20 protein-coding genes are annotated in these 24,618 nt (G+C 57.9%); 16 read left to right on the top strand and 4 right to left on the bottom strand.

Going from position 1 to position 24,618, the window contains the following annotated elements:
- The coding region (locus BUC26_RS04455) for an OmpP1/FadL family transporter (RefSeq protein WP_084540447.1) at nucleotides 1-1,205 on the top strand (1,205 nt) is incomplete at its 5' end.
- A 68-nt stretch (nucleotides 1,206-1,273) separates the two neighbouring features.
- On the opposite strand, the gene BUC26_RS04450 is transcribed toward BUC26_RS04455, so the two are convergent.
- On the bottom strand, nucleotides 1,274-2,143 hold the full coding sequence (locus BUC26_RS04450) for a radical SAM protein (protein ID WP_073373629.1): 870 nt from the start codon (nucleotides 2,141-2,143) through the stop codon (nucleotides 1,274-1,276).
- A gap of 169 nt (nucleotides 2,144-2,312) precedes the next feature.
- Here BUC26_RS04450 and BUC26_RS04445 point away from each other — a divergent pair, with 169 nt between their 5' ends.
- The 9 genes from BUC26_RS04445 (at nucleotide 2,313) to BUC26_RS04405 (ending at nucleotide 16,417) form a co-directional block, all read left to right on the top strand.
- Nucleotides 2,313-4,337 (top strand): NADPH-dependent 2,4-dienoyl-CoA reductase, encoded by a 2,025-nt coding sequence (locus BUC26_RS04445; RefSeq protein WP_073373628.1) that lies wholly within the window; start codon nucleotides 2,313-2,315, stop codon nucleotides 4,335-4,337.
- 349 nt (nucleotides 4,338-4,686) lie between these two features.
- Nucleotides 4,687-6,645, top strand: a complete 1,959-nt coding sequence (locus BUC26_RS04440; RefSeq protein WP_073373627.1) for an ASKHA domain-containing protein — start codon at nucleotides 4,687-4,689, stop codon at nucleotides 6,643-6,645.
- Between the two features lie 184 nt (nucleotides 6,646-6,829).
- Nucleotides 6,830-8,401, top strand: a complete 1,572-nt coding sequence (locus BUC26_RS04435; RefSeq protein ID WP_073373626.1) for an acetyl-CoA decarbonylase/synthase complex subunit delta — start codon at nucleotides 6,830-6,832, stop codon at nucleotides 8,399-8,401.
- Nucleotides 8,402-8,457: 56 nt separating this feature from the next.
- Nucleotides 8,458-10,488, top strand: coding sequence for an anaerobic carbon-monoxide dehydrogenase catalytic subunit (gene cooS / locus BUC26_RS04430; protein ID WP_208609719.1), 2,031 nt, complete (start codon nucleotides 8,458-8,460; stop codon nucleotides 10,486-10,488).
- A gap of 46 nt (nucleotides 10,489-10,534) precedes the next feature.
- Complete coding sequence (acsB, locus tag BUC26_RS04425) at nucleotides 10,535-12,748, top strand: acetyl-CoA decarbonylase/synthase complex subunit alpha/beta (protein WP_073373625.1); 2,214 nt, start codon at nucleotides 10,535-10,537, stop codon at nucleotides 12,746-12,748.
- A gap of 81 nt (nucleotides 12,749-12,829) precedes the next feature.
- Nucleotides 12,830-14,170: an acetyl-CoA decarbonylase/synthase complex subunit gamma gene (gene acsC, locus BUC26_RS04420; protein ID WP_073373624.1), complete on the top strand. Its 1,341-nt coding sequence runs from the start codon at nucleotides 12,830-12,832 to the stop codon at nucleotides 14,168-14,170.
- A 97-nt stretch (nucleotides 14,171-14,267) separates the two neighbouring features.
- Nucleotides 14,268-15,158 carry a dihydropteroate synthase gene (locus BUC26_RS04415; protein WP_073373623.1) on the top strand — a complete coding sequence of 297 codons (891 nt, stop codon included), beginning with the start codon at nucleotides 14,268-14,270 and terminating at the stop codon, nucleotides 15,156-15,158.
- A gap of 123 nt (nucleotides 15,159-15,281) precedes the next feature.
- A complete protein-coding gene (locus tag BUC26_RS04410; RefSeq protein WP_073373622.1) occupies nucleotides 15,282-15,581 on the top strand; it encodes a DUF3110 domain-containing protein in 300 nt (99 codons plus the stop codon).
- A gap of 59 nt (nucleotides 15,582-15,640) precedes the next feature.
- Entirely contained in the window at nucleotides 15,641-16,417 is a 777-nt protein-coding gene (locus BUC26_RS04405; protein WP_073373621.1) for an ATP-binding protein, read from the top strand.
- Between the two features lie 235 nt (nucleotides 16,418-16,652).
- Here BUC26_RS04405 and ybaK read toward each other — a convergent pair whose 3' ends face one another.
- From ybaK to BUC26_RS04390, 3 genes are all read right to left on the bottom strand, one after another.
- Nucleotides 16,653-17,117, bottom strand: coding sequence for a Cys-tRNA(Pro) deacylase (ybaK, locus tag BUC26_RS04400; RefSeq protein ID WP_073373620.1), 465 nt, complete (start codon nucleotides 17,115-17,117; stop codon nucleotides 16,653-16,655).
- 3 nt (nucleotides 17,118-17,120) lie between these two features.
- Nucleotides 17,121-17,954, bottom strand: a complete 834-nt coding sequence (locus BUC26_RS04395) for a TSUP family transporter (RefSeq protein ID WP_244155782.1) — start codon at nucleotides 17,952-17,954, stop codon at nucleotides 17,121-17,123.
- Between the two features lie 162 nt (nucleotides 17,955-18,116).
- On the bottom strand, nucleotides 18,117-18,299 hold the full coding sequence (locus BUC26_RS04390; RefSeq protein ID WP_073373619.1) for a hypothetical protein: 183 nt from the start codon (nucleotides 18,297-18,299) through the stop codon (nucleotides 18,117-18,119).
- A 415-nt stretch (nucleotides 18,300-18,714) separates the two neighbouring features.
- On the opposite strand from BUC26_RS04390, the gene BUC26_RS04385 reads away from it, so the two are divergent.
- The 6 genes from BUC26_RS04385 to BUC26_RS04360 all read left to right on the top strand — a co-directional run bounded on the left by BUC26_RS04385 (nucleotide 18,715) and on the right by BUC26_RS04360 (nucleotide 24,531).
- Nucleotides 18,715-19,785 carry a uroporphyrinogen decarboxylase/cobalamine-independent methonine synthase family protein gene (locus BUC26_RS04385; protein ID WP_073373618.1) on the top strand — a complete coding sequence of 357 codons (1,071 nt, stop codon included), beginning with the start codon at nucleotides 18,715-18,717 and terminating at the stop codon, nucleotides 19,783-19,785.
- 13 nt (nucleotides 19,786-19,798) lie between these two features.
- Nucleotides 19,799-20,188 carry a hypothetical protein gene (locus BUC26_RS04380; RefSeq protein WP_073373617.1) on the top strand — a complete coding sequence of 130 codons (390 nt, stop codon included), beginning with the start codon at nucleotides 19,799-19,801 and terminating at the stop codon, nucleotides 20,186-20,188.
- A complete protein-coding gene (gene dfsP / locus BUC26_RS04375; RefSeq protein WP_267461797.1) occupies nucleotides 20,185-20,886 on the top strand; it encodes a DUF166 family (seleno)protein DfsP in 702 nt (233 codons plus the stop codon). The genes BUC26_RS04380 and dfsP overlap by 4 nt, the downstream gene beginning before the upstream one ends.
- Complete coding sequence (locus BUC26_RS04370; RefSeq protein ID WP_073373616.1) at nucleotides 20,886-22,181, top strand: MFS transporter; 1,296 nt, start codon at nucleotides 20,886-20,888, stop codon at nucleotides 22,179-22,181. The genes dfsP and BUC26_RS04370 overlap by 1 nt, the downstream gene beginning before the upstream one ends.
- Nucleotides 22,182-22,386: 205 nt before the next feature.
- Nucleotides 22,387-23,673: a citrate synthase gene (locus tag BUC26_RS04365; RefSeq protein WP_073373615.1), complete on the top strand. Its 1,287-nt coding sequence runs from the start codon at nucleotides 22,387-22,389 to the stop codon at nucleotides 23,671-23,673.
- A 39-nt stretch (nucleotides 23,674-23,712) separates the two neighbouring features.
- Nucleotides 23,713-24,531 (top strand): DUF3786 domain-containing protein, encoded by an 819-nt coding sequence (locus tag BUC26_RS04360; RefSeq protein WP_073373614.1) that lies wholly within the window; start codon nucleotides 23,713-23,715, stop codon nucleotides 24,529-24,531.
- Nucleotides 24,532-24,618: the final 87 nt, after the last annotated feature.

Raw genomic sequence — 24,618 nt, 5'->3', positions numbered from 1 at the left:
TGGCCTCGGTGTTTGCGGTGAGTTCGGCCTATGCGTCGGGGTATCGGATCCCGGAACAGTCGGCGGATTCGGTGGCCAAGGCCGGTGCCCACATCGCCTCGGCAAAGGGCGCCGACGCGAGCTATTTCAATCCGGCAAACATGTCTTTCGCCGAGGACGGCTGGCTGACCGAGATCGACTTCACCTATATCCACCTGACCGAGATCGACTATACCGACGCTCGGTCGCCGCTGATGAACGGCACCTCGGATACCGAGAACTTCCTGTTGCCGACGGTATTCATGATCTCGCCCGATTTCTACAACTTCCGCTTCGGCTTTTCGGTAACGGCGCCGTTTGGCCTGGCCAAGCGCTGGGAGGACCCGTTCCCGGCCACCTATGCACGCAAGTTTTCACTGCAAGTCTTCGACATCAACCCGACGGTATCCTACGCGGTAACCGACTACCTGTCGATCAGCGGCGGCGTGCGGTTGCTGATGGCCAAAGCGATAGCCCGCAACGGCGGCAGAACGGCGGAAGGGATCGGATTCGATCGTGATCTGGAAGGAGACTGGGAAGCCGACTACGGCTACAACCTGGCGGTGGCGGTGCAGCCGATGGAGGCGTTGAACCTGTCGGTGACCTATCGTTCGCACGTCGATCTCGACCTGACCGGCGACGCGACGCTGAACACCAACTATCCGGCCCCGTATGTCTTCGAGTCGACCGGCAACGTGACGCTGCCGGCGCCGGCGGTATTGACGATAGCCGGTGCCTATACCTGGGAGAACCTGACGGTCGAGCTGGCCTGGGACCGGACCTTCTGGTCGGAGTACGAGGAGTTGGACATCCAGTATTCGACGCCGCTGCGTCACCCGGTGCTGGCCCAGATATTCGGCCCGCCGGTAGCGAAGAACTGGGATGATACCGATGCCTTCCGGATCAGTGCGACGTACGTGTTCAACGAGACGTTTACCGGCATGATCGGTTTCGCCATCGATGAGAATCCGGTGCCGGAGGAGACGCTGAGCTTCGAGCTGCCCGATTCGGATGCGATGCTGTTCTCGATCGGCGGACGGATAAAACTGAGCGAGCAGATGGAGCTGGGACTCGGCTTTCTCTACGACCTGAAAGACTCGCGCAAGGTCAGCAACGGCGCGATTGTCGGCGAGTTCGAGAACGCCTCGGCGATCCTCGTCTCGGCCGGGTTGAGCTACAAATTCTAGTGATATGCCTGCGAAGCGGTGCCGCCGCCAGAGCGGCGGCACCGCTGCCGCGGGCGAGTGTTATCCGGTCAAAGTGCTCTGAGGTTTTCCGGCTTGAGGGGCACCTGTCCCTGCAATGCCCGTTCGATGAGCTGCAGGGTGCGCGCTTTGTCTCGGGGCAGGCGCGCCTTGATCGGCAGATAGTTTGAGGCGTGGTTGGCGTGAAACAGTCCACGGGTCAGGTTCGTGTGGTTGATCATGACACCGAGCTCAGTCAGCAATTCGGTCGCTTCGCGTTGCCGCCAGTCACCGGCCTGCCAGCGATCGTACAGCGCGCTGCCGGGGGTGAGCATCAGGCTCAGGGCGCCGACATATTCCGGATCGATGGCGCTGAGTACCCTGCCGGTCTCTTCGGCGTGGATCAGTGATCGCCCGGGCTCGGCAACGCCCAGCAGGACGGTGATGGAAAGGGCGATACCGGCGGAACGGGCTTTTCGCCCCAGCGAGATCATCTCTTTGCTGCCGGTCCCTTTGCCGATTTGTGCCAGTGTCCGGTCGTCGCCGCTTTCCAGCCCGAGATAGGCGATTTTCAACCCGAGATCCCGCAATTGCTGTAATTCCTCAGGTGATTTTAGCTCGATGCTGCGAGGGGTGGCGTAGGTTCCAACCCGGGTTACCCAGGGCAGTCGCTCCTTGATTGCGGTAAGGGTGGGGACCAATCGTTGCTGCGGCATGATCAGTGCGTCGCCGTCGCAGAGAAAAACACGGTGTTGTCTGCGGCAGTGATGGGCGGCAAAATCGATGTCCGCCAGCACCGTCTCCTCGTCTTTGATCGAGAAACGCACGCCCTGGTACATGCTGCAGAACGAACATTTGTTATGCGAACAACCGGTAGTGACTTGGAGGAGGATGGAGTTGGCTTCGCTTGGAGGTCTGAAGATTGGTCCTTCGTAATGCATCGTCGATCCGCTTGCTCCTTGTTGAGGTGTGCCGGATTGGGTTCACATATGAATGATACGATAATTATCTCCCGCTGCGAAGGCAAGAATCCTTGGCCGGTTGTTTCGCGCCGGTTCATCAGGAACAACCAGCCGGCAGCCAACGATCATCTTGGTGTAAGGATATGCAATGAACGCTGAGCACCCGTCTTATCCCCACTTGTTTCGACCGCTCGATCTCGGTTTTATCTCTCTGAAGAACAGGGTCCTGATGGGCTCCATGCATACCGGGCTGGAGGAGGAACGGGATGGCTTCCGGCGCATGGCCCGTTACTATGCGGAACGCGCTGCCGGCGGCGTCGGCTTGATCGTTACCGGCGGTGTCGCTCCGAACCGGGCCGGCTGGATCGCCCCGTTTGCGATACGGCTGGCCACCGGTTCACAGGTCGGCAAGCATCGCCTGGTGACGGATGCGGTCCATGACCAGGGCGGCGTCATTTGTCTGCAGATTCTACACGCCGGCCGTTACGGCTATCATCCTCTGTGTGTTGCGCCGTCCGCCATCCGGGCGCCGATCAACCGCTTTCGACCGCGAGCGCTGACAAAGCGTGGGGTCCGTTCGACGATCGATGATTTCGTCAGGTGTGCCGCGCTGGCACAGCAGGCCGGTTACGACGGGGTCGAGGTGATGGGGTCGGAGGGATATTTGATCAACCAGTTTGTCGCTGCCAAAACAAATATACGGAGTGACGAGTGGGGCGGCAGTTTTGCCAACCGAATTCGTTTTCCGGTCGAGATCGTTCGGCGCATCCGGGATCGTGTCGGCACCGATTTTATCATTATTTTCCGGTTGTCGATGCTTGATCTAGTGCGCGATGGAAGCTCTTGGGCGGAAGTGGTTGAATTGGCACAAGAGATTGAGCGCGCTGGGGCGACGATCATCAATACCGGTATCGGTTGGCACGAAGCGCGGGTACCGACAATCGCCACGGTAGTGCCGCGGGCCGGGTTTGCTTGGGTGACCAAACGGCTGCGCGGTCAGGTCGCGATTCCGCTGGTCGCGACCAATCGAATCAACATGCCGGCAGTTGCCGAACAGGTGCTGGCCGACGAGTGCGCCGACCTGATCAGCATGGCCAGGCCGCTGTTGGCCGACCCGCAGTGGGTAGTCAAGGCCGAGCAGGGGCGGGAGGATGAAATCAACACCTGTATCGCATGCAACCAGGCTTGTCTTGACCATATCTTTGCCCGTCAGACGGCCTCCTGCCTGGTCAATCCCCGGGCCTGCCGCGAGACCATCGCGCCGCTGGTCAATACGGCTGCGCCGAAACGGGTCGCGGTGGTCGGCGGGGGACCGGCCGGGCTGGCCTGTAGTGCCACTGCTGCGATTCGGGGGCATCGAGTGACGCTCTTTGATGCCGGCGAGCGACTCGGCGGCCAGTTCCTGCTGGCCCGGCATATCCCCGGCAAGGAAGAGTTTGCCGAAACGCTGCGCTACTTCGAACGTCAGCTCGAGTTGCACGGAGTAAATGTGCAGCTCCGCCGGCGTGCCGGGGTCGATGATGTTCTCGATTTTGATGAAATTGTTATCGCCAGCGGCGTCAAGCCGCGCCGAGTCTTGATTGACGGCGGTGATCGTCCCGAGGTGCTGAGCTACGAGGATGTCATTTCCGGCCGGTGCACCGTTGGCCGCCGGGTAGCGATCATCGGCGCCGGCGGTATCGGTTTCGACACGGCGGTCTTCCTGTTGCACGAAGGATCGGACCGGCATCGACTCGATACCTTTCTGGCCGAATGGGGCGTCGATCCCGATTATCAGCAGAGCGGTGGGTTGCGGCTGCCACACGTGGCCGAGCCACAGCGGGAGATTCACCTGCTGCAGCGGCGCACGACGAAACCCGGAGCCACCCTTGGCAAGACCACCGGCTGGATTCATCGGGCCGAATTGAAGAAGAACAAGGTGACCTTCTGGACCGGCGTCAGCTACCGGGAAATCAATGAAGACGGCTTACTGATCGACCATGAGGGCGGAACCCGTCTGCTCGAGGTCGACAACGTGGTCATTTGCGCCGGCCAGGAGTCCGAGCGGGGGTTGGCCGATCAGCTTTCCGCTGCGGCGATCGACTACCACCTCATCGGTGGCGCTCTGCTGGCTGCCGAACTCGATGCCGAGCGAGCGATCCGTCAGGGAGTCGAGTTGGCCGACAGTTGGTAGCTTCGAGAGATGAAACAGAGATCGCCTTACCCGCTGATTGATCAACGGCCAAGGCGGAGCCGAAAGATATCGTGTGTCTAATAGGCACACCTTGCATATTTTGATTGGTTGACATCGATTTCCTTGAAAAAGAACTCAAGCATTACTGTTTTTTTGCTTTCTGGGAATAGTGTTATACCAGAAGATACTACTAAAACAGCAAGTTGAACTCGTTTGGGAAACTGGTAAGGCCAAGCCTGGAGAATATCGTCGACAGTTTTCTTTTTTCATATTGGCTATTTTTGAGTACAGTTAGCCCGATTGAGCGGAGAAAGAGAAGCCGTCTCGCCTTCATGGTCCGGGAATTCGAATGGGTCAGCACAAGGTAACATTTTTACCGCATAACAGAGTCGTCTCTGTCCTCGAAGGAGAAAGCCTGATCAGGGCCGCGCTGCAAGCCGGTGTGCACATCAACGCCTCTTGCGGCGGTGAGGGCGTCTGCGCCAAGTGCCGGGTCCAGGTGGAGAAGGGCTCTGTCAGCGGTGGAGAGTCGGACCGGTTCAGCGATGAAGAGACTGAGCGTGGCTGGCATCTTGCCTGCCAGTCGCGGATTATCGGCGATGTTACGGTCCGGGTACCGGTCGAATCGGCCATCGACAGGACTGTCTTCGACAAGCGGTTCACGCCCCGGCGAACCGCTTCCATCAGGCAAATGGATTTTGACAGTCTCAAGGAGCGGGGGTTGTTCATTCCGCCCGTGGAGAAGGTCTATCTCGAGTTGCCCACCCCCGATGCACAGAACAATATGCCTGATGTCACCAGGCTCGTCGAACATTTGAAACTGAAGGGTAACGAGCATAAACTCGAACTGACGTTGGCGGTGATCAGAACCTTGCCGGCTATCATGCGGGAGCACGATTTCAAGGTGACAGCCACTCTGGTCAGGCCGGTCCGCGATGACGGCAAGACCCTGATCACCAGCGTCCAGTCCGGTGATACCACGGGCCAAAACTATGCGATTGCCCTTGATATCGGCACCACCACCATTTATGCCCAATTGATCGATCTGACCAGCGGCAAGTGTCTGGGCGAGGCCGGTGATTTCAATGGCCAGATCAGTTATGGCGAGGACGTCATCAGCCGCATCATCCATGCTGAAAAGCCGGAAGGTCTGGAGACTCTGCAAAAGACGGTGGTCACTACCATCAACAAGGTAATCGGCACGATCATCAAGCAGGCGCAGGTTGACCGCCAGAACATTTCCACCATCACCATGGCCGGCAATACCACGATGACCCAATTGCTGTTGGCCATCGATCCGCGCTACCTGCGCCGTTCCCCCTATGTGCCGGCATCAACGTTGTTCCCGCCGTTTCAGGCGTCGACCATCGGCATCGATCTCGACGAGCATGTCATTGCGCTACTCTATCCCGCCATTGCCAGTTATGTCGGCGGCGATATCGTCGCCGGGATCATGGGCACCGGGTTGTACCGGGAGGAGGAGCTGACGCTGTTTCTCGACATCGGCACCAATGCCGAAATCGTTATCGGCAACAAGGATTGGCTGGCCTGCACGGCCTGTTCGGCCGGGCCGGCGTTTGAGGGTGGCGGTATCGAGTTCGGTATGCGTGCGGCCAAGGGGGCCATCGAGGACTTTTCAATCGACCCGGTCACCTATGAGCCGATGCTGGTGACGATTGGCGATGTTCGACCCAAGGGGATTTGCGGGTCAGGATTGATTAATATGGTGGCGCTGATGTTTGAGATCGGCGTGATCAACAACCGCGGCAAGTTCAACCGGGAGCATGGAACACCGCGAATCAGAGAAAACAAGGGTATCTGGGAATTTGTCCTGGCGTGGAAGGACGATACGCAGATCGATCGTGATATCTCCCTGTCCGAAATCGATATCGACAACCTGATCAGGGCCAAAGGTGCGGTCTACAGCGGCTGTATGACGCTGCTCGAAGAGGTCGGCCTGGACATGGGCACGATTGAACGGATCATTCTGGCCGGTGGATTCGGTAGCTATATCGACCTGGAAAAGGCGATGACCATCGGTCTGTTGCCGGAGATCGACCCCGACCGGGTTATTTTCATCGGCAACGGTTCTCTGATGGGTGCTCGAATGAGTTCGCTGACCAACAGGATTCGTAAGGATGTGGTCGAAGTAACGAAGAAAATGACCAATTTCGAACTGTCTGAGACACCCTCCTACATGGATCATTATGTTGCGGCGATGTTTATCCCACACACGGAAATCGAAAAATTTCCCGGCGTCAAACGCCGGATGAAGGCCTGGCAGGAGCTGCGGGCCGATAAGCCCTGACAAAACCGGTCGGAGTGGTTTGCCGGGTCGGGGGGCATGACGAAAGCGTATTGATTGTCGGTTTTTAGTGACCAGGAGAACGGGAGCGTGGAAATGTGCATGCCATCAGGCCGGTTTTCGCTGGGGTGTCTGCCGTATTGCACAGACTCGTTCGAGACTAATTTTCACTTTCAAGGAGGCTCACGTGGCATTTGAAATTAAGAAGGAGGCCTATACCGGTGGTATCAAAACGATTTCCATTGGTAAGGGAGATTCCGCTGTAACTGTCGGTGGCGAGACATGTTACCCGTTCTACACCTTTGAAGGTGACATGCCCAATAAGCCCTTGATTGCTATGGAAATCTGGGATATGGAGCCGACCGACTGGGCCGAGGCGGCCTTGGTCCCGTTCAAAGATGTGGTTGCCGATCCGGCCGCCTGGGCGAAGAAGTGTGTTGATGAATACGGCGCCGAAGCAATCGTTCTACAGCTCAAGAGCATCGACCCCAACGATAGGGATGCCAGCCCCCAATCGGCGGCGGAAACGGTGAAGAAGGTTCTCGATGCCGTTTCGGTGCCGGTTATCGTCTGGGGATGCGCGGCACCGACCAAGGACGAAGAGGTTATGAAGGTCGTGGCCGAAGTCTGCCAGAATAAGAATTTGCTGCTCGGCCCGGTCGAGGAGAAAAACTATAAAGGTATTGCCGCGGCGGCAATGGGCTACGGTCATTCGTTGATCGCGTCCTCGCCGATCGACGTCAACCTGGCCAAGCAGATCAACATCCTGCTGGAAAACTTCGGAATGCCGATGGACCGGGTTGTCGTCGATCCGACCACCGGCGGGCTCGGCTATGGCATGGAGTATTCGTACAGCGTCATGGAACGACTGTCGATGGCGGCCATGAGCCAGGGAGATGACAAACTCCAGTATCCGATGATCAACAACCTCGGCAACGAGGTCTGGAAATGCAAGGAAGCCAAAGAGAGCGCCGAGGACGCGCCGTTGCTCGGGGATCCTGAGAAACGGGCTATTCTTATGGAGGCGGTCGGAGCCGTGGCCTACCTGCTCTGTGGTTCAAACATCCTGATCATGCGCCATCCGGAGGCGATTCGTTTGGCCAAGGAATATATCAAAGCGATGATAGCGGGCGGATCCGTGGCCGAGGTGGCACCGATCGAAAAACGGCTTGCCTCCGTTGCCGTCGATTTTGCCGCATTGGCCCCGCCGCTTGACCTGACCATCGAGGAGGAGAAGAAGGCTGCCGCTCCGCCGAAAAAGGAAGCGCCGGCCAAGAAGGAGACTCCCGACAAACCGGCTGCGCCGGCAGCACCGGCCAAACAAGCTGCCGCGCCGGCAGCGAAACAGGAAGAGGTCGCGGCCAAGCCGGCGGTGGCCGAGAAGGATGCAACGGCGACTGCGGAGGCGGCAGCTAAAGAGAAAGCCGAGGCGGAGATAAAGGCCAAAGCCGATGCGGAAGCCAAGGCCAAGGCTGACGCTGAAGCCAAAGTGAAGGCCGAGGAAGAGGCGAAAGCCAAGGCCGAGGCGGAAGCTAAGGCCAAAGCTGAGGCCGAGAAGCAGGCCGCGGCGGACGCGCGGGCGGCGCGGGAAGCCGAGGAGAAGGAACTGCGGGCCAAACGGGCCAGAGAACGGGCCGAATTGGCGGCCAAGCGGACGGACGAACCAACGGTACAGGGAACAATGACCCCTGCTGCGATACAGAAAACCGAGCAGCAGAAGATACTTGAAATGCTCGACAGATTCCACAAGCGTGTGTGATCGATCTGTTCGGTGTTCAGGCGGACGTAACGAAATTTTTTGTGGAGGAAGATCAGATGGCAGAATTACAAGCAAAAACCGCTGCGAAAGAGCCTAAGCTCGTGGACCCGAGAGATGCTTCGATCGACCCGGCAACCCAGGAGATGATTCAACGGGCGCAACGGCTGCAGGTGGAGACGGTATTCGATCGTGCCATGACCATGAAACCCTGTGCGATCGGCATGCAGGGGATTTGTTGCAAAAACTGTGCGATGGGTCCTTGCCGTCTGCCGCTTCCGAAGGGCGGGATTACCGGCGAAGACACGCGGAAAGGATTGTGCGGTGCCACCGCCAACACCATCTGCGCACGAAACTTCATTCGCATGATCGCCGGCGGTGCCGCGGCCCATTCCGATCACGGCCGTTCGGTGGCCGAGGTTTTTCGTTCGGTGGCCCGTAAGGAAAGTCATGACTATTCCATCAAGGACCCGATCAAACTGGTTGATATCGCCCCGTACTTCGACGTGGCTACGACGGTTGAGGTCGACGGCAAGACGGTGGATCGCGACATCGACGAGATCGCCCTTGAGGTGGCCGAGGCCGCCTATGCCGAGTGGGGCAAGCCGGAGGGCAGCATTAAATATGTCAAGCGGGCCCCGAAACCGCTCCAAGAGAAATGGGCGCAGGAAGGTGTCGTGCCCCGTAACGTGGATCGCGAGATTGTCGAAATTATGCACCGCACCCACATGGGCGTCGATCAGGACTACAAGAACCTGATGAAGCAGGGCACCCGGGCAGCACTGGCCGACGGCTGGGGCGGCTCGATGATCGCTACCGATCTGCAGGACGTCTTATTCGGCACCCCGTCGCCACTGCAGTCCGAAGCCAATCTTGGCGTCATGAAGGAGGACCACGTCAATATCATCGTCCATGGCCACGAACCAGTGCTTTCCGAGATGGTCGTCGCCGCCTGTCAGTCCCAGGAGATGATTGCCTACGCCCAGGAGAAAGGAGCCAAAGGCATTCAGTTGTCGGGTATCTGCTGTACCGCCAACGAGGTGTTGCAGCGCCATGGCGTGCCGCCGGCCGGAACCTTCCTGCAGCAGGAATTGGCGATCATTACCGGGGCCTGTGACGCGATGGTGGTCGACATCCAGTGTATTTTTCAAAATCTGGCTAATGTCGCCAAGTGTTTTCATACCAAGCTGATCACCACTCATCCGATCGCCAGGATGGAGCAGGAAAACGTCATCCATATCGAGTTTGACGAGCATCACGCGATGGAAGACGCGAAGCGCATCGTCAAGATGGCTATCGACAACTTCCCCAACCGCAGTGCCGATGTCATGATCCCGCGGCATAAAACCGCGCAGATCGCCGGTTTCGGCGTCGAGTCGATCCGCTATCATCTCGGCGGCACCTTCCGCGGCGATTACTATACCCTCAACGACAATATCATCAACGGTCGAATCCGTGGCATCGCCGGTGTGGTTGGCTGCAATAATGCCCGGACCAAACATAACGAAGAGCATATCACCATCATCAAGGAACTGATCAAGAATGATGTCATCGTGCTGACCACGGGCTGCAGCGCTATTGCCGCCGGCATGCATGGTTTGATGACCCCGGGAGCTGCCGCTGTTCACTGCGGTCCCGGCCTCGCCGAGGTCTGCGAGACGGTCGGTATTCCGCCGGTGCTCCATCTCGGCTCCTGCGTCGACAACAGCCGGATCCTGCTGGCTGCGACCGAGGTGGTCAGGGCAGGCGGGCTCGGTAACGATATCAGTGACCTGCCGGCCGCGGGAAGCGCTCCCGAGTGGATGAGTGAGAAGGCCATCTCGATCGGTCACTACTTTGTTGCTTCAGGCGTCTATACGGTCTTTGGCTATTCGCTGCCGTTGGAAGGCGCTCCGGTATTCAAGGATTACCTCTACAAGGATATGGAAAGAATGTACGGCGGCATGTGGGATTGCGAACCCGATCCGGTCAAGCATGCGCACAAGATGATTGCTCATATCGACAAGAAGCGCAAAGAACTCGGCATCGATAAGGCCCGGGAGCGCGTTCTGATGGATATGGCCGATCGTCAGGCCCTTGGAATGGAATAAGCATACGCATCTGCAGGGGAGTCAATCCTGAATAAAGGAGGATAGCATGTCAAGATTAGTAGCTTTTGCAGCGATACAAGGCGGCTACAAGGTCGTGTCGCAGGTCGAAGGTGAGTTGGAGAAAGCACTCGCATCCCAGGATGCCGCCACCAAGATCGGTTTCGGCAATACCGCCTATTATCTGCCGGTTATCTACTCGCTGACCGGTATGAAGTGTGAGACACTGGAAGACCTCAGAAAACCGCTGGAATTCGCCCGCGGTCTGTTGCCGCCCCATGTCAAAGGCCAGAATCACCTGCCCTATCTCGGACCGCTGCTCGATGCGGGTATGGCCGGGATTTTCGCCTATGAGGTCAAGGAGGCGCTGCGCATTCTGCGAGAACCGGAATTCTACACGTTCACCGAGGATCCCGATATCGATGCCGGCAAGATCTGGGTCGGCCCGGCCGATGATACCATTCTCCGTAAGCGCGGCGTCGAGTTCGTCGACGGTTCCGCGCCCGGTTTTGCCGCCATCGTCGGTGCCGCGCCGAACCCGGAGATCGCCAAGATGATCGTCGAGGATTACCAGAAAAAGAGCCTCTACATCTTCTGTGCTGCGAATCATAACGGTAAGACGGTCATCGAGCAGTGCCTGGAGGCGGGAATGCAAATCGGCTGGAATACCCGTATCGTCCCGTTCGGACCGGATATCAGTTCCGCAGTTTTCGCGCTCGGTTTCGCCAACCGTGCCGCCATGGCCTTCGGCGGTGTTCAACCGGGCGACTATCGGCGCATGCTGATGTACAACAAGAACCGCATCTTCGCCTTTGTCAACGCACTGGGTGATGTCGGTACCGAATGGGCGGTGGCGGCGGCCGGTGCAGTCAACTGGGGTTTCCCGACCCTGGCCGATACCGATATCCCGGAAATCCTGCCGACCGGTATCTGCACCTATGAACATGTGGTCGCCAACGTGCCGCATGACGAGATCTGCCAGAAGTCCGTCGAGGTCCGCGGACTGAAGATCAATATCACCGAAATCGACATCCCATTGGCTTTCGGTCCGGCCTTCGAGGGCGAGCGTGTCCGTGGTGGCGATCTCTACTGCCAGATGGGCGGCGGTAAGACGCAGTGTACCGAGTTGGTCAAGATGGCCGACATGAAGGAGATCGAAGACGGCAAAGTGGAGGTGGTCGGCCCGGATATCGCCGACCTGAAGGAAGGCGACACCCTGCCCCTCGGCATCTACGTACAGATCGCCGGCCGGGAATTTCAGGAAGATTTCGAGCCGATCCTGGAACGCCAGATCCATCATCTGATCAACTACATCCAGGGCGTCATGCACATCGGCCAACGGGACATCTCCTGGGTTCGGGTCAGCAAGGGTGCCGTCGAGAAGGGTTTTTCGCTCAAGCATCTCGGCATCGTCCTGCACGCCAAGTTCCACCAGGAATTCCAGAAGATTCTCGACAAGGTCCAGATAACGCTCTATTCCAAGAAGGAAGATGTCGACAAACTGACCGAGCGGGCCCGGGCCGAGTACAAGCACCGTGACGAACGGGTCGACAAGATGACCGACGAGGATGTCGATACCTTCTACTCCTGCACGCTCTGCCAGTCTTTTGCGCCGAGCCATGTCTGCACGGTCAGCCCGGAGCGGACCGGCCTGTGCGGCGCCTATAACTGGATGGACTGCAAGGCTTCTTTCGAGATCAATCCGACCGGCCCAAACCAGCCGATCAAGAAGGGTAAGGTCCTCGACCCCAAACTCGGCCGCTTCGAGGGTGTCGATGAATTTCTCAAGCAGGCGTCGAAAGGGGCCCACGAGACCTACAACTTCTACTCCATGGTGCATGCACCGATGACCACCTGCGGCTGCTGCGAGTGCATCGCTGCGATGCTGCCGTCCTGCAACGGCGTCATGACGGTCAACCGCGATTATGCCGGTGAGACGCCGTGCGGCATGAAGTTCACCACGCTGGCCGGTGTCATGGGTGGCGGTGCTGCCTCGCCGGGCTTTGTCGGCCACTCCAAGTTCAATGTCACTCAGAAGAAATTCATCCTTGGTGATGGCGGCCTGCTTCGCGTCGTCTGGATGCCCAAGAGCCTCAAGGATGAGATCTATGACCGGCTCAACGCCCGCGGCAAGGAGATGGGCGTAGAGAATCTCGCCGATATGATTGCCGATGAAACCGTCGGTATAACCGAAGACGAGATTCTGCCGTTCCTCCAGGAAAAAGGACATCCGGCCCTGAACATGGAGTCATTGATCAGCTAACAATAACGGGCCCTGACCGGCCGCACTGTGAGCGGCCGGTCCTGTTTTTTGTCCCGAAAAACAGAAGAGGAGAGAACACCGATGGCATTAACAGGAATGCAAATATTCAAGCTCCTGCCGAAAACGAACTGCAAGGAGTGCGGGGTGCCGACATGTCTTGCCTTTGCCATGAACCTGGCATCGGGCAAGGCGGAACTTGACTCTTGTCCATACGTCTCCGACGAGGCTCGGGCGCAGCTGGAAGAGGCTGCCGCCCCGCCGATCCGTCAGGTGGCATTGGGCAAAGGGGTCAGGGCGGCCAAGACCGGCGGAGAGACGGTCTTGTATCGGCACGAGAAGACGTTCTATAACCCAACCCTGATCGCCGGTCTGATCACCGCCGATACGGCGGCGGACGACGTAGCGAAAACCCTCACAGACTGGCATGCGCTGCAGTATGAGCGGGTCGGGCTTAATCTGCGGCCGGAGCTGGTAGCGGTCAAGGACGTCAGCGGAGACGCTGCGGCCTTTGCCGCCGTGGCCAAACAGGTTGCCGAAACCTCGGAATTCAATATCATCCTGATGAGCGAGGATGCTGCCGTGATGGAAGCGGCGGTTGCCGCCTGCGGCTTCAAGCGGCCACTGCTCTATGCGGCGACAGCGGCCAACGTCGAGGCGATTGGCAAATTGGCCCTGGACAACAACCTGCCCCTGGCCGTCAAGGCCGATTCCATTGACGGTTTGGTCGAATTGACCACCACCTTGACCGGCATGGGGCTCAAAGACCTGGTGCTCGACCCTGGTTCCCGCGAGGTGAAGCAAGGGATCGAGGATATGATCGCGCTGCGCCGGGCGGCGCTGAAGGACGGTAATCGGGCGCTTGGATTCCCGACCATCGCCTTTCCGTGCGAGATGGCCGGCAATACCGACATGGAAGCGTTGGTCGCCGGCATGTATATCTCCAAATATGGTGGTATTGTCGTCCTCTCCAACCTGACCACTGAAGCGCTGTTCCCATTGCTGCTCGAGCGGCTCAATATCTACACCGATCCGCAGCGGCCGATGACAGTCACCGAGGGCATCTACGAGATCGGCACCCCGGATGAGAATTCTCCGGTTCTGGTCACTACCAACTTTGCGCTGACGTACTTCATCGTGTCCGGTGAGATAGAGGCGAGCAAGGTATCGTCATGGCTGCTGATCAAGGATTCCGAAGGACTCTCGGTATTGACCGCCTGGGCCGCCGGCAAGTTTAGCGGCGACGATGTCGGCCTCTTTGTCAAGAAGTCCGGTATTGCCGACAAGGTGAAGCACACCGAACTGATCATTCCCGGGTATGCCGCTTCCATCGTTGCCGATGTCGAGGAGGAATTGCCCGGCTGGACCATCACCGTCGGACCGCGGGAGGCTGCCCATCTTCCCGGCTTTTTGAAGGCGCGCTAGCGAAGAGCGGCCGGCGCCCGGTGTCGGGCGGCGATTCAGGCACCGGGCGTGTAGTTCGGTTGCTGCTATTTTCGACCATCATGAAAGGAGAGAGCATATGATTTTATTCGGTGAAAGCCTCAACGTCATTTCCAAGAAAATTGGAACGGCGTTCAAGGAGCGCGATCCCAAGCCGATTCAGGAAGAGGCCCTCGAGCAGAAAAAACTCGGCATGGATTATATCGATATCAACCTGGGGCCGGCAAAAAAAGACGGCCACGAATTGATGCCCTGGGTGTGCCAGGTGGTTCAGGAGGTTGTGCCCGATCTGCCGATCCTGCTGGATACCAGCAATATCGCGGCGATCGAAGAAGGACTCAAGGTCCTCAAACCGGTGAGCAAGCCCCATATCGTCAACTCGATTATGGCCCGGGCCGAACGCTACGAAGTGATGCTGCCGATGGCGGCCAAGTACGAGGCCGATATCGTTGCCCTGCTCTGGGGACCGGACGGATTGCCCCGTGACGAAAACGAGCGGGCGGCACTCTGTGTCGAGTTGCTCTATGCCGCCAACGAAGCGGGCATCCCGAACGAGAAAATCTGGGTGGACGGCATCGTGACCCCGGTCAATATCCAGCAGGCGCAATGTGTCAGCCTGCTCAATTTCCAGATGATGCTCGAAGATATCGCCCCCGGTGCGATGAGTACCTGCGGCCTGTCCAATATCTCCAACGGCCCGCCGGTACAGCTGCGTCCCATCCTCAATACCACCTATATGGTCATGCTCGAGCGCTACGGCATGAAAGCGGTAATCAGTGACCCGCTCGATACCAACCTGACCGCAGTGGCCAAGGGCAAGCGGCCGGAAATCGTCGATATCGTACACCAGGCGATGGATGGCACCGCCCCTGATCCTTCCACACTGGACAAGGAACTCGGCGACTATGTCAAAACGGTCAAGGTGATTATGGGCGAGACGCTGTTCTCCGATTCCTACCTGGACATCTGATTTATTCACTTCGCAAACCCGGCCCCATTCCCGAAAAGAATGGGGCTATTTTTTTTGTTCGTGATTACCTTGGTCCGTAAGATAGGTAAACGATCGGCGGATACTGCGTAACGGGAGACGAACATGGTGGAAAACAAGCATACCGAAGGCTGGGTGTGGGTAATTGTCCACGATCAGGCCGACAGTGGTCATTATCTCGGCCTGCACAGCGAGGAAAACGATATCGATTTCATCCCGGCCTTTATCAGCCGGGAAGCGGCTGATGATTGTTATCTGAACTTGCCGCGGCAGAAAGGGCACAAGTATGAAATTCAGGCGGTCCATATCGACGAGTTGACCGCCGATGCCAAGAAAAACGGTTTTACCGTCGCCTTCGTCGACAGCAACGGCAAGATCGTTGACCGTCACGGTGAAACTGTCTGACATATCGGGTCGCCAGGATACAGAGCGCACCACCACGGTGGAACAGGGGATGAATTGAGATGGGACTGAAGATTGCAATAGGCGGCAAGGGCGGGGTCGGCAAGACTACTGTTGCCGCGTTGCTGGCCAGGGCGCTGGCCGTTGATCCGGCAAACAAGGTGATCGCCATTGATGCCGATCCAGTGGCTAACCTGGCTGCCGCGCTCGGTATCGAAGGGGGGGAGCCGATTACCCCGATTGCCGAGTTGCGCGAGCTGATCGCTGAGCGGACCGGCGCCGAACCGGGCACCATGGGCGGTTTTTTTACGCTGAACCCGAAGGTTGACGATATTCCGGACCGCTTTTCCCGCGAGCGTGACGGGGTCAAGTTGCTCGTCATGGGGACCGTGAAAAGCGGCGGTTCCGGCTGTATCTGTCCGGAAAGCACCATCCTCAAGGCGTTGATGACTCACCTCGTACTGTTTCGCGACGATGTCGTGATCATGGACATGGAGGCCGGGGTCGAACACCTCGGCCGGGCCACGTCCGCTTCAGTCGATGCCCTGGTGATTGTCGTCAATCCCGGTGCGCGGAGTCGGGCGGCGGCCGAAACCATTCGCAGACTCGGTCATGACATCGGTATCAAGCGAATTCTCGTGCTCGGCAATCGCGTCAGGGACGAAGAAGATGAAGCACTGATCAGGGAAGCGTTGCCGGATTATCAGATCATCGGCTTTCTGCCGGAAAACGACGAGATCGTCCAGGCCGACCGCCAGGGCCGCCGCCCCTTTGAACAGATCGCCGAGGCGCCGCGCCAGCTGCACGAGGCGGCGGAACAGCTGCTAAGTCTCAAATAACGGCGGGACAGGCTTTAACCTGTCCCCCGCTAACTTCCAACGCTTTGGATCAGGGGGTGTTGGCGCCGGGCTGGTCGGTTCTGCCTACGGCTGCTGCGCTGCGGCCTGATTCTCCGTCCAGCCGGGCCTTCGCGATGCAGCCTCCGGCAGAATCGACCAGCCCTCCTCCGGCGGTGCCTACCAGTATTCCCTTGGTCCAGCTGGCCGTGGCTCTGTTTGAGGCCCGTGTCGACGGCTAGGTCACCTGGAGCAAGCGGCCACCGGTCAGACTGGCGAGATCGGCCGGGCTGATCTCAATATCGAGGCCGCGCCGGCCGCCGCTGATCAGTATGGTCGAATGGTCGGCGGCCGATGCGTCGATGACGGTTGTCAGTCGTTTTTTCTGGCCGAGCGGACTGACTCCTCCGAGAACATAGCCGGTGGTTTTTTCCACCATTGCTTTGTCGGCCATTACCGCTTTCTTGCAGCCGCAGGCCGCGGCCGTTTTCTTCAGATTGAGCTGCGTTGAAACCGGCAGCACGGCCACGGCCAGTCGGCCGTCGTCGAGTTGGATGACCAGCGTTTTGAACACCAGGTCTGGAGCGATACCCAGTTTTTCGGCCGCCTCCAGTCCGTATGAGGGATGTTTCGGATCGTGGTCGTAGGAGTGGAGAGTGAAGGCGATTTTTTTTCTTTTCAATTCATTGACCGCCGGGGTCATTGTTCAGCCTCCTGTAATCACTCTTGTCCAGAGCAGCCTGACGATAGTCAGGAAAACGATGGCCAAGTAGATCGGCCGGATGATACGGGCACCGTTGGTGATGGCCAGAGAGGAGCCGATCCGGCCGCCGATGAGTTGCCCGGCTGCCATGGTCAAGCCGATCGAGTAGACGATGTTGCCGCCGATGACGAACAGTGCCAGAGATGCGATGTTGCTGGTGAAGTTCATGACCTTGGTGACGCCGGTCGCCTTGACCATGTTGAAACCGAGCAGGATCATCAGCGCAAACGCCCAGAACGAGCCGGTCCCGGGACCGAAAAAACCGTCGTAGAAGCCGAGACCGAGACCGAACAGGATATAAAACGGTGTCTGGTTCATTCGCGCTGTTCGATCGACATAGCCAAGGTGTCGGGACAGCAAGGTGTAGAGAAACACAAGAAACAACAGGATCGGGATGAGCGGTTCAATGATTGCCGGATCGATGATCTGGACGAGCAGGGCGCCGGCGGCGGCGCCGATCAGCGTACAGACGATGCCAGTCGTGCACTCCCTTGGGTCCACGAGTCGTTTCCTGACGAAATTAAAGGAGGCGGAAAAGGCGCCGAAGGTCCCTTGCAGTTTGTTGGTTCCTAGGGCGACCTGGGGCGGCAGACCGATGAAAAGCAGGACCGGGAGAGCGATCAGTCCTCCACCGCCGGCGATCGAGTCGACCAGTCCGGAGACGAGACCGACGAAAAAGAGCAGGATGAAGATATCGCCGGAGAGGGTGACGGAAACGTCCATGCCTGAGAGATCCTCTTTGCCCGGCACCAGATCCGGCACCGAAAGTGGCGCCATGGTGCCGGCCGCCGGGAACTGTCGCTTGGCACCGGATATCCTGCATACCCGATGCGTAGAGATGCGGCAACGAAAAAGAACTCCCCGGCCGGAAAGATCGGTAGCACCGGCCGGGGAGCTGAAAAACTCGCCCGTTGAGCGGAACTGCGGACGGTGGAGGGATCAGTCTTCGATGTTGAAACGGGCGATTTCTTTCTCGCCGGGCAGGTATTCTCCGATCGGGACCAGCTTTTTATTGGTTTTAACGCAATCGATGATCACTTTCCAGAGGGCGTCGAGCTCCTTGACTTCCTGAGGGCTTTCGGGTTTTAGTTCCACCAGTGTCTTGTCGAGTGTGATTCTCATGGGTCCCCCTTCGTGTTGGAATTTTCCGATTACCGTCCCGTGTCGTTAGACGACTTCTTTAATCAATAACGCATTATTGGAGAAATTCCAGTATCATTTTGCCTGCCGGCTGCCAAAGCGGTGCCACGATCGTACCAATCCCGCCAATGAGGCGCCAGCGCCGCCCATGCTTGCGGTGAAACGCAAAAAAGGGGTGACAAGATCTGGTTGCGCATTACACTTCTCAGGTATATAAAAACCGACACCAGGGGAACTTGAAAAAATCGGATTTTCGTTCAAGATCGAGGAGCGCAAGAAAATTTTTCCGCAGACGTAGATGATATTTCCAGGATAAAATTTGATTGAGCACGATGAGATTGTTCGGGATGGCAATTTTCCAAGGTTCCCACCAGTAATTTTTGAGCAGGATAGGACTATGACCTCTGTTTTTTCCACCGATGCATTGCCGGTCCTGGTCGGCAGTATGCCCCATGCCGACCATCGCCAGGCAGTCGACCTGATTTTTGCCGCCACCCCGCAGATTCCGATCTGGCCGCAATTACCGAAATACCCCATCGAAGGGATGCTCCGTCAGTTTCTGCCCGGGATGCCCGGAGTTACCGAACTCGACGGGAAAATCTTCGTCGATTCCCAGCGTGCCGATTTCGATGAACAATTCCTGGCCTTTTTCGAGGAGTACCTGCTTGTCGACGAGGGTGGTGCGGCGCTGGAGGATTCGCGTTTCGCGATGTCGCCCGAGGAAGCCGGCGGTTTTTTTGTATTCCTTGAGGAAGCGGAGCACCGGCGGGAGCAATTGACCGCGCTCAAGGGCCAGATCACCGGGCCGATAACGTTCTGTACCGGACTGGTCGACCAGGACGGCCGGGCCGTTTTCTACAACGATCAACTGCGGGATGCGGCCGTCAAGCTGCTGGCCATGAAGGCGCGCTGGCAGACGAGGATGATGGCTCAGGTCAAGGAGCGGCCGTTGATCTTTTTCGATGAACCGGGGCTGGCCGGGTTCGGCTCGTCGGCGTTTATCACTATCACGCCGGCCGATATCGCCGGTTGCTTCAGTGAGGTTTTTGCAGGAGTTCACCGGGAAGGCGGTCTAGCCGGTGTACATGTCTGTGCCAATACCGAGTGGTCGGTTATCTTCGATACCGCGGTCGATATCGTCAATTTTGACGCCTATTCCTATTTCGATAAACTGCTGCTTTATCCACAACAGCTGACAACGTTTTTTGCTCGCGGCGGTATCCTCGCCTCGGGAATCGTCCCGACCGCGGCGGAACAGATCCGTGAGGAGAGCGCCGCATCCCTTGCCGACAAGTGGTTCGAGCAAACCCGGCAACTTGGCCGGCTGGGAATTGATGAACGGACCGTTTTCGCGCAGACCCTGATCACGCCGAGTTGCGGCACCGGAACAATCAGTGAAGAGCTGGCCGAGACCGTTCTGCGACTGACCGGGGAGGTTTCCACCCTGATCAGAACAAAGCTTGGTTGAGACGGCGGCGGCCATGAACGGGTTGACCATCAATTTTCCCGACGGCGGCAACGGACCCGTCGAATGCGCTGCGGCGATTATTGTGCCGGAGCAGGCGCTGCAGGAGCCGGGTTATATCACGATGATGGCCGGGCAGGGGACGGCGGTCGACAAACACGGCCTGCAGGCCTTGGCTCAGACCGCCTGCTATCAGTTTCAGGATGGAGAACTCGAGGTCGCTGGAATGACCGGCCCCTGCCGGCTCGTCGGGCCGAGCGGCGAAGCGGAATTGCTCAGGGGAATGATCATCTACCGGGAGACCTCCGGAGCAATCGGCGCGGCTGTTCACACGGGTCTCAACCCGCGGAAACTGTTGGAGTCGGCGCACCGTTATTGTACCCGCTGGGTACGTCTGGATATATGAGCATGAAACAGGACAAAGAGGCTTCGGCACGGCAACGGGTTGTCGTTTTTCAGCAAAACGGCAGCGGTGAGCGGAAAATAGACGGCGTTCGGCGCCACGGGGCCGACATTATCGACCTGCGGGTGGTATCGATCGATGCGGAATTGCCGCCGATCATCGACGACAGCGATGCCTATCTGCCTCGAGTCATTGATGCCGACCTGGTTCTCGATTTCCTGAAACACTACGATCTGTCGACCGATCTGGCCAGGCGCTGCGCCGAGGAGAAGATACCGATCGTCGTCTCGGGAAAAAAAAGCCTCGATAAGTGGGCAGTGACGCCACCCACCTGATGCGGCCTGCCAAGGCAGGATTGTCTTGGTCATTACGGGCAACGGTTTGGCGCTCCGGAATTTCGCGTACGTGTCGCCGATGGGCGGCTCGTCAGCGTTGCGGTCGTGCGCGGCGCGCCCTGCGGCGCAACATGGGATGCGGCCCGGCAGCTGATCGGTGAGCGGGCTGAAGAAGCTGTCCGGAAAATCGGTCTCCTCGCCCAGTTTTCCTGCTCAGCCGATCCGGCCGGCTGGGATCCGATATACGGTAAAAGTCCGGTCCATTTTGCCGGCATTGTCCACAGCAAGGCACTGGCCAGAGCGATCGCGGCGGCCGAGGAAACGGACCAGTCGCCTCCATCCGGGGGCACCGCTCGCCAGGATTAATGGACAGCGAGAAAGACGCCTGTTTCAGGCGGAACGTCGTCGGTTCGTCGATCGTTGAGTTTTTCTGGGGACTGGGATTCCCGATCGTCCTCGAGTCCACCTTCCTGCAATTGTTCCTCAAGCATCTTGGCGCTTCCGGATTTGCTATCGGGCTCGTGCCGGCGCTCTTTATCGCCGGGGTTTCCTGTTTCCCGCTCTTTGCCAGTTATCTCTCGCGCAATTACCGACTCAAGAGACCTTTTGTCATCGGGCTCCATCTCAGCTCGGCCTTGACGATCCTGCTGCTCGGCGTGCTGCTGATGATCTTTGGCGAGTCGGCCGGCGTCTTGCCGTTGTTTTTCTGCTGTTACGCGCTCTTTTCCATTTCCATGGGACTGAGTATCCCGGTCTGGCTCAATTACCTGGTTCGTATCTTTCCGGAAACCCGCACCGTCTCAGGTCTCGGATACATGATGTTGGCGCAGAACTGCGGTAAGATCGTCGCCAGCTTTTTCATCCTCAAGACGGTGCAGCGCTATTCCTTTTCGGTGCAGGCGGCGGCTATTGTCTTCATCGTCACCGGGCTGCTCTTTGTCGCCGGTTCGTTGTGCTTTCTGATAACCCGCGAAGTTCCGGATCCCGACGATCCTGAGCCCGATCAGCTGTCGTTCTGGCGCCACACGGCCGCCAGTGTCCGAGAAATCATGGCCAACCGGCGGTTTCTCAGGTATACCGTTGCCGACCTCGATTTCTACGTGATTCTGACGATCATGTCCTTCTATGCCAATTACGCAACGACCTATTACCAGGTGCCGGCGGCGATTGCTGCCGGGGGATTTGTGGCGTGCATCTATGCCGGGTCGATTACGGTCAACATCTTTCTCGGGGCGATGAATCTGCTCAGTCTCAAGGGAAAGTTCGTGCTGGCCAAACTCGTGACGCTTGCGCTGTTGGCCATCATGGTGTTGTGGCCGAGTCTGCCGACATTTTACCTGATCAGTTATCTGCTCGGTTTTGTCAGGGCGATCCGTAATATGGTCTACGCACCGGCGGTAAAGAAAATCTCCGGGAAAACCGATGTCACACCCTACTTCTCCCTGGCGCCGATAATTTCACTGCCTTTTGCCGTCGGTTATCCGCTGCTGTTTGGCCTTGCCCTTGATACGTTGTCGTTCCCGCAACAGGACGCCTATAAAATTCTCTTTGCGGGTTCCGCCTTGATTGTCCTGGGTACTTTGGTGCTCTGCGGCAAAGCAGATTTCTTAAGCGACAGCGACCGGCCCCGCCGGGCACGCACCGAGCCCCTTCAGACCTGATTCTCCGGCCCGCCGGTACGGTGCGCCTCCAAGCCCATCCGTATTGACAACCACTGGGAAATCCTTTAGAAAATGGCAATGATGGAGACTAGCAGAGGCGTCGAGGAGTCGACAACCGACCAATAGTACTTATCTGTAGCAGAAGAGGAAGGTACGTCTAGGGGGGCGGCACCGGCATACATCCATAATCAGCCAGGGAGAGCATATGAGTGACAAGGCAACCTTGACTATAGACGGAAAGAGCTACGAGTACGATGTCATTACCGGGTCCGAAAACGAGCGTTGTATCGATATCAAGGCACTGCGTTCCGAGACCGGCTGTATCACCATGGATCCCGGTTTTGGTAACACCGGTTCCTGTTATTCTTCGATCACCTATGTCGATGGGGCCAACGGTATACTGCGCTATCGAGGGTACCCGATCGAAGAGATCGCCGAAAAAGCGACCTTTGTCGAAACCGCTTATCTCATCCTCTACGGTGAATTGCCCAATCCCAGACAGCTTGCCGATTTCAGGGCCTCGATCGCCGAACATGCGCCGCTTCACACCAGCCTGGAACACCATTTCTCCGGCTTTCCCCGGTCGGCGCCGCCGATGGCCATCCTATCGGCCATGCTCAATATCATCTCCTGTTTTCACCCTGAAGTTCTCGATGTCCATTCGGAGGGACCGGGTTTCGATAAGACGGCTGCGTTATTGCTCTCGAAGGTGCGGGCCATCGCCGCATTTTCCTATCGCATGGCGACAGGGAAACCGCTCATTCATCCCAATCCCAGTCTCAGCTATTGTTCAAATTTTCTGCACATGATGTTCTCCGAACCGTATCGGGAATACATAGCTTCCCCGGTGGTGGAGAAGGCACTGACGCTGTTTCTCGTGCTGCATGCCGATCACGAGCAGAATTGCTCGACATCGACGGTGCGGGTGGTCGGCAGTTCCCGGGCCAACCTGTTCAGTTCCGTTTCGGCCGGGGTCTGCGCACTCTGGGGACCGCTGCACGGCGGCGCCAATGCCGGCGTGATCAGGATGCTGGAAGACATCAAGACTTCCGGCCGGCCGATCAGTCATTATCTCGACCTCGCCAAGGACAAGAGCAACGACTATAAATTGATGGGGTTTGGGCACCGGGTCTACAAGAATTTCGATCCGCGATCCAAGATCTTGAAAAAACGGGTGTACGAGGTGCTCAATGAATTGCAGCAGCAGGATCCGCTGCTGGAGATTGCGCTTGAGCTGGAAGAGAAAACCCTTAAAGACGATTACTTCATCGAACGCAATCTGTATCCCAACGTCGATTTCTACAGCGGTATCCTGCTCAGGGCCATCGGTATTCCTCTCAACATGTATACGGTGATGTTTGCCATCGGTCGGATGCCGGGCTGGATCGCCAATTGGAAAGAGTTGCACGAACACGGCCAGCGGATTTCACGGCCGCGCCAGATCTATACCGGCGAGACGACGCGGTCGTTTGTACCGTTGGCCCAGCGGTAGCGAACAACCGACAAACAGCATGCCGAAAGGAGAGGACTGATGGCCAGACCGGAAAATGCAATGGAGATTTTTCGTCTGTTGAACAAAAGCAATTGCCGGGAGTGTGGTGAAAAGACCTGTCTGGCCTTTGCCGGTGCCGTTTTTCAGGGGCGACGCGCGATCGGTGAATGCCCGCACCTGAGTCCCCGGGTCATTGAGCGCTTTGCCGATGCTCGGTCCCTGGCTGACGCACGTTCTGACGATTCGTTTGATGAGCCGAGAAACCAGGTGGCCGCGCTCGATTTTCAGCAGGCTGCCACGCGCATTGGCGGGCGAGTTCAGGGGAATCGATTGACCCTCAAGATTCTCGGTAAGGATTTCAGTATCGACGATAAGGGCGATTTTCACACCGATATCCATATGTTGCCCTGGGTAATCGGCCCGTTTCTCGGCTATGTACTCGACTGCCGGGGGCGGGAGGTGAGTGGAGAGTGGCTCTCTTTCCGCGAGCTGCGCGGGGGCGCCGAACGCTACCCTTTGTTCCGCAAGCGTATCGAGGAGGCGATGCGGCAGATTGCCGATCGCTATCCCGACCTGTTCAGCGACATGGCGCACCTGTTTCGGGGACGGCAGATCGACAGCCCGTTCGATTCCGACGTCAGTGTCATTCTCCCGGTGTTGCCGCTGGTGCCGATCATGATCTGCTATTGGCAGGCGGATGAGGGTATGGACTCTGATCTGCTCATCTTTTTCGATCGATCGGCGGACGATAACATCGGCATCGACAATGCTTACACGCTGGCGGCCGGCCTGACCCAGATGTTCGAGAAACTGGCCCTGCGTCACGGAGTTCCCATCGATCACCCCCATCTCAACTAACGGCGCAATCTCTTCCAGCGGCGGGACAGGTTTAAACCTGTCCCCCGCAAACTCCCAACGGAAGGATAGTTTGAAACTCGTCCTCTG

Origin of the sequence: Desulfofustis glycolicus DSM 9705, assembly GCF_900130015.1 — a bacterium.
GTDB classification, from domain to species: domain Bacteria; phylum Desulfobacterota; class Desulfobulbia; order Desulfobulbales; family Desulfocapsaceae; genus Desulfofustis; species Desulfofustis glycolicus.
Note: the sequence above shows the minus strand (reverse complement) of the source record. Positions and strands in the feature narration are given on the sequence as shown.

What these genes read in the sequence shown, in the direction of transcription:
- BUC26_RS04450 (WP_073373629.1), bottom strand. Translation starts at nt 2,143, where the DNA reads ATGCATTACGAAGGACCAATCTTCAGACCTCCAAGCGAAGCCAACTCC.
- BUC26_RS04445 (WP_073373628.1), top strand. Translation starts at nt 2,313, where the DNA reads ATGAACGCTGAGCACCCGTCTTATCCCCACTTGTTTCGACCGCTCGAT.
- BUC26_RS04440 (WP_073373627.1), top strand. Translation starts at nt 4,687, where the DNA reads ATGGGTCAGCACAAGGTAACATTTTTACCGCATAACAGAGTCGTCTCT.
- cooS (WP_208609719.1), top strand. Translation starts at nt 8,458, where the DNA reads ATGGCAGAATTACAAGCAAAAACCGCTGCGAAAGAGCCTAAGCTCGTG.
- acsB (WP_073373625.1), top strand. Translation starts at nt 10,535, where the DNA reads ATGTCAAGATTAGTAGCTTTTGCAGCGATACAAGGCGGCTACAAGGTC.
- acsC (WP_073373624.1), top strand. Translation starts at nt 12,830, where the DNA reads ATGGCATTAACAGGAATGCAAATATTCAAGCTCCTGCCGAAAACGAAC.
- BUC26_RS04415 (WP_073373623.1), top strand. Translation starts at nt 14,268, where the DNA reads ATGATTTTATTCGGTGAAAGCCTCAACGTCATTTCCAAGAAAATTGGA.
- BUC26_RS04410 (WP_073373622.1), top strand. Translation starts at nt 15,282, where the DNA reads ATGGTGGAAAACAAGCATACCGAAGGCTGGGTGTGGGTAATTGTCCAC.
- BUC26_RS04405 (WP_073373621.1), top strand. Translation starts at nt 15,641, where the DNA reads ATGGGACTGAAGATTGCAATAGGCGGCAAGGGCGGGGTCGGCAAGACT.
- ybaK (WP_073373620.1), bottom strand. Translation starts at nt 17,117, where the DNA reads ATGACCCCGGCGGTCAATGAATTGAAAAGAAAAAAAATCGCCTTCACT.
- BUC26_RS04395 (WP_244155782.1), bottom strand. Translation starts at nt 17,954, where the DNA reads ATGGCGCCACTTTCGGTGCCGGATCTGGTGCCGGGCAAAGAGGATCTC.
- BUC26_RS04390 (WP_073373619.1), bottom strand. Translation starts at nt 18,299, where the DNA reads ATGAGAATCACACTCGACAAGACACTGGTGGAACTAAAACCCGAAAGC.
- BUC26_RS04385 (WP_073373618.1), top strand. Translation starts at nt 18,715, where the DNA reads ATGACCTCTGTTTTTTCCACCGATGCATTGCCGGTCCTGGTCGGCAGT.
- BUC26_RS04380 (WP_073373617.1), top strand. Translation starts at nt 19,799, where the DNA reads ATGAACGGGTTGACCATCAATTTTCCCGACGGCGGCAACGGACCCGTC.
- BUC26_RS04370 (WP_073373616.1), top strand. Translation starts at nt 20,886, where the DNA reads ATGGACAGCGAGAAAGACGCCTGTTTCAGGCGGAACGTCGTCGGTTCG.
- BUC26_RS04365 (WP_073373615.1), top strand. Translation starts at nt 22,387, where the DNA reads ATGAGTGACAAGGCAACCTTGACTATAGACGGAAAGAGCTACGAGTAC.
- BUC26_RS04360 (WP_073373614.1), top strand. Translation starts at nt 23,713, where the DNA reads ATGGCCAGACCGGAAAATGCAATGGAGATTTTTCGTCTGTTGAACAAA.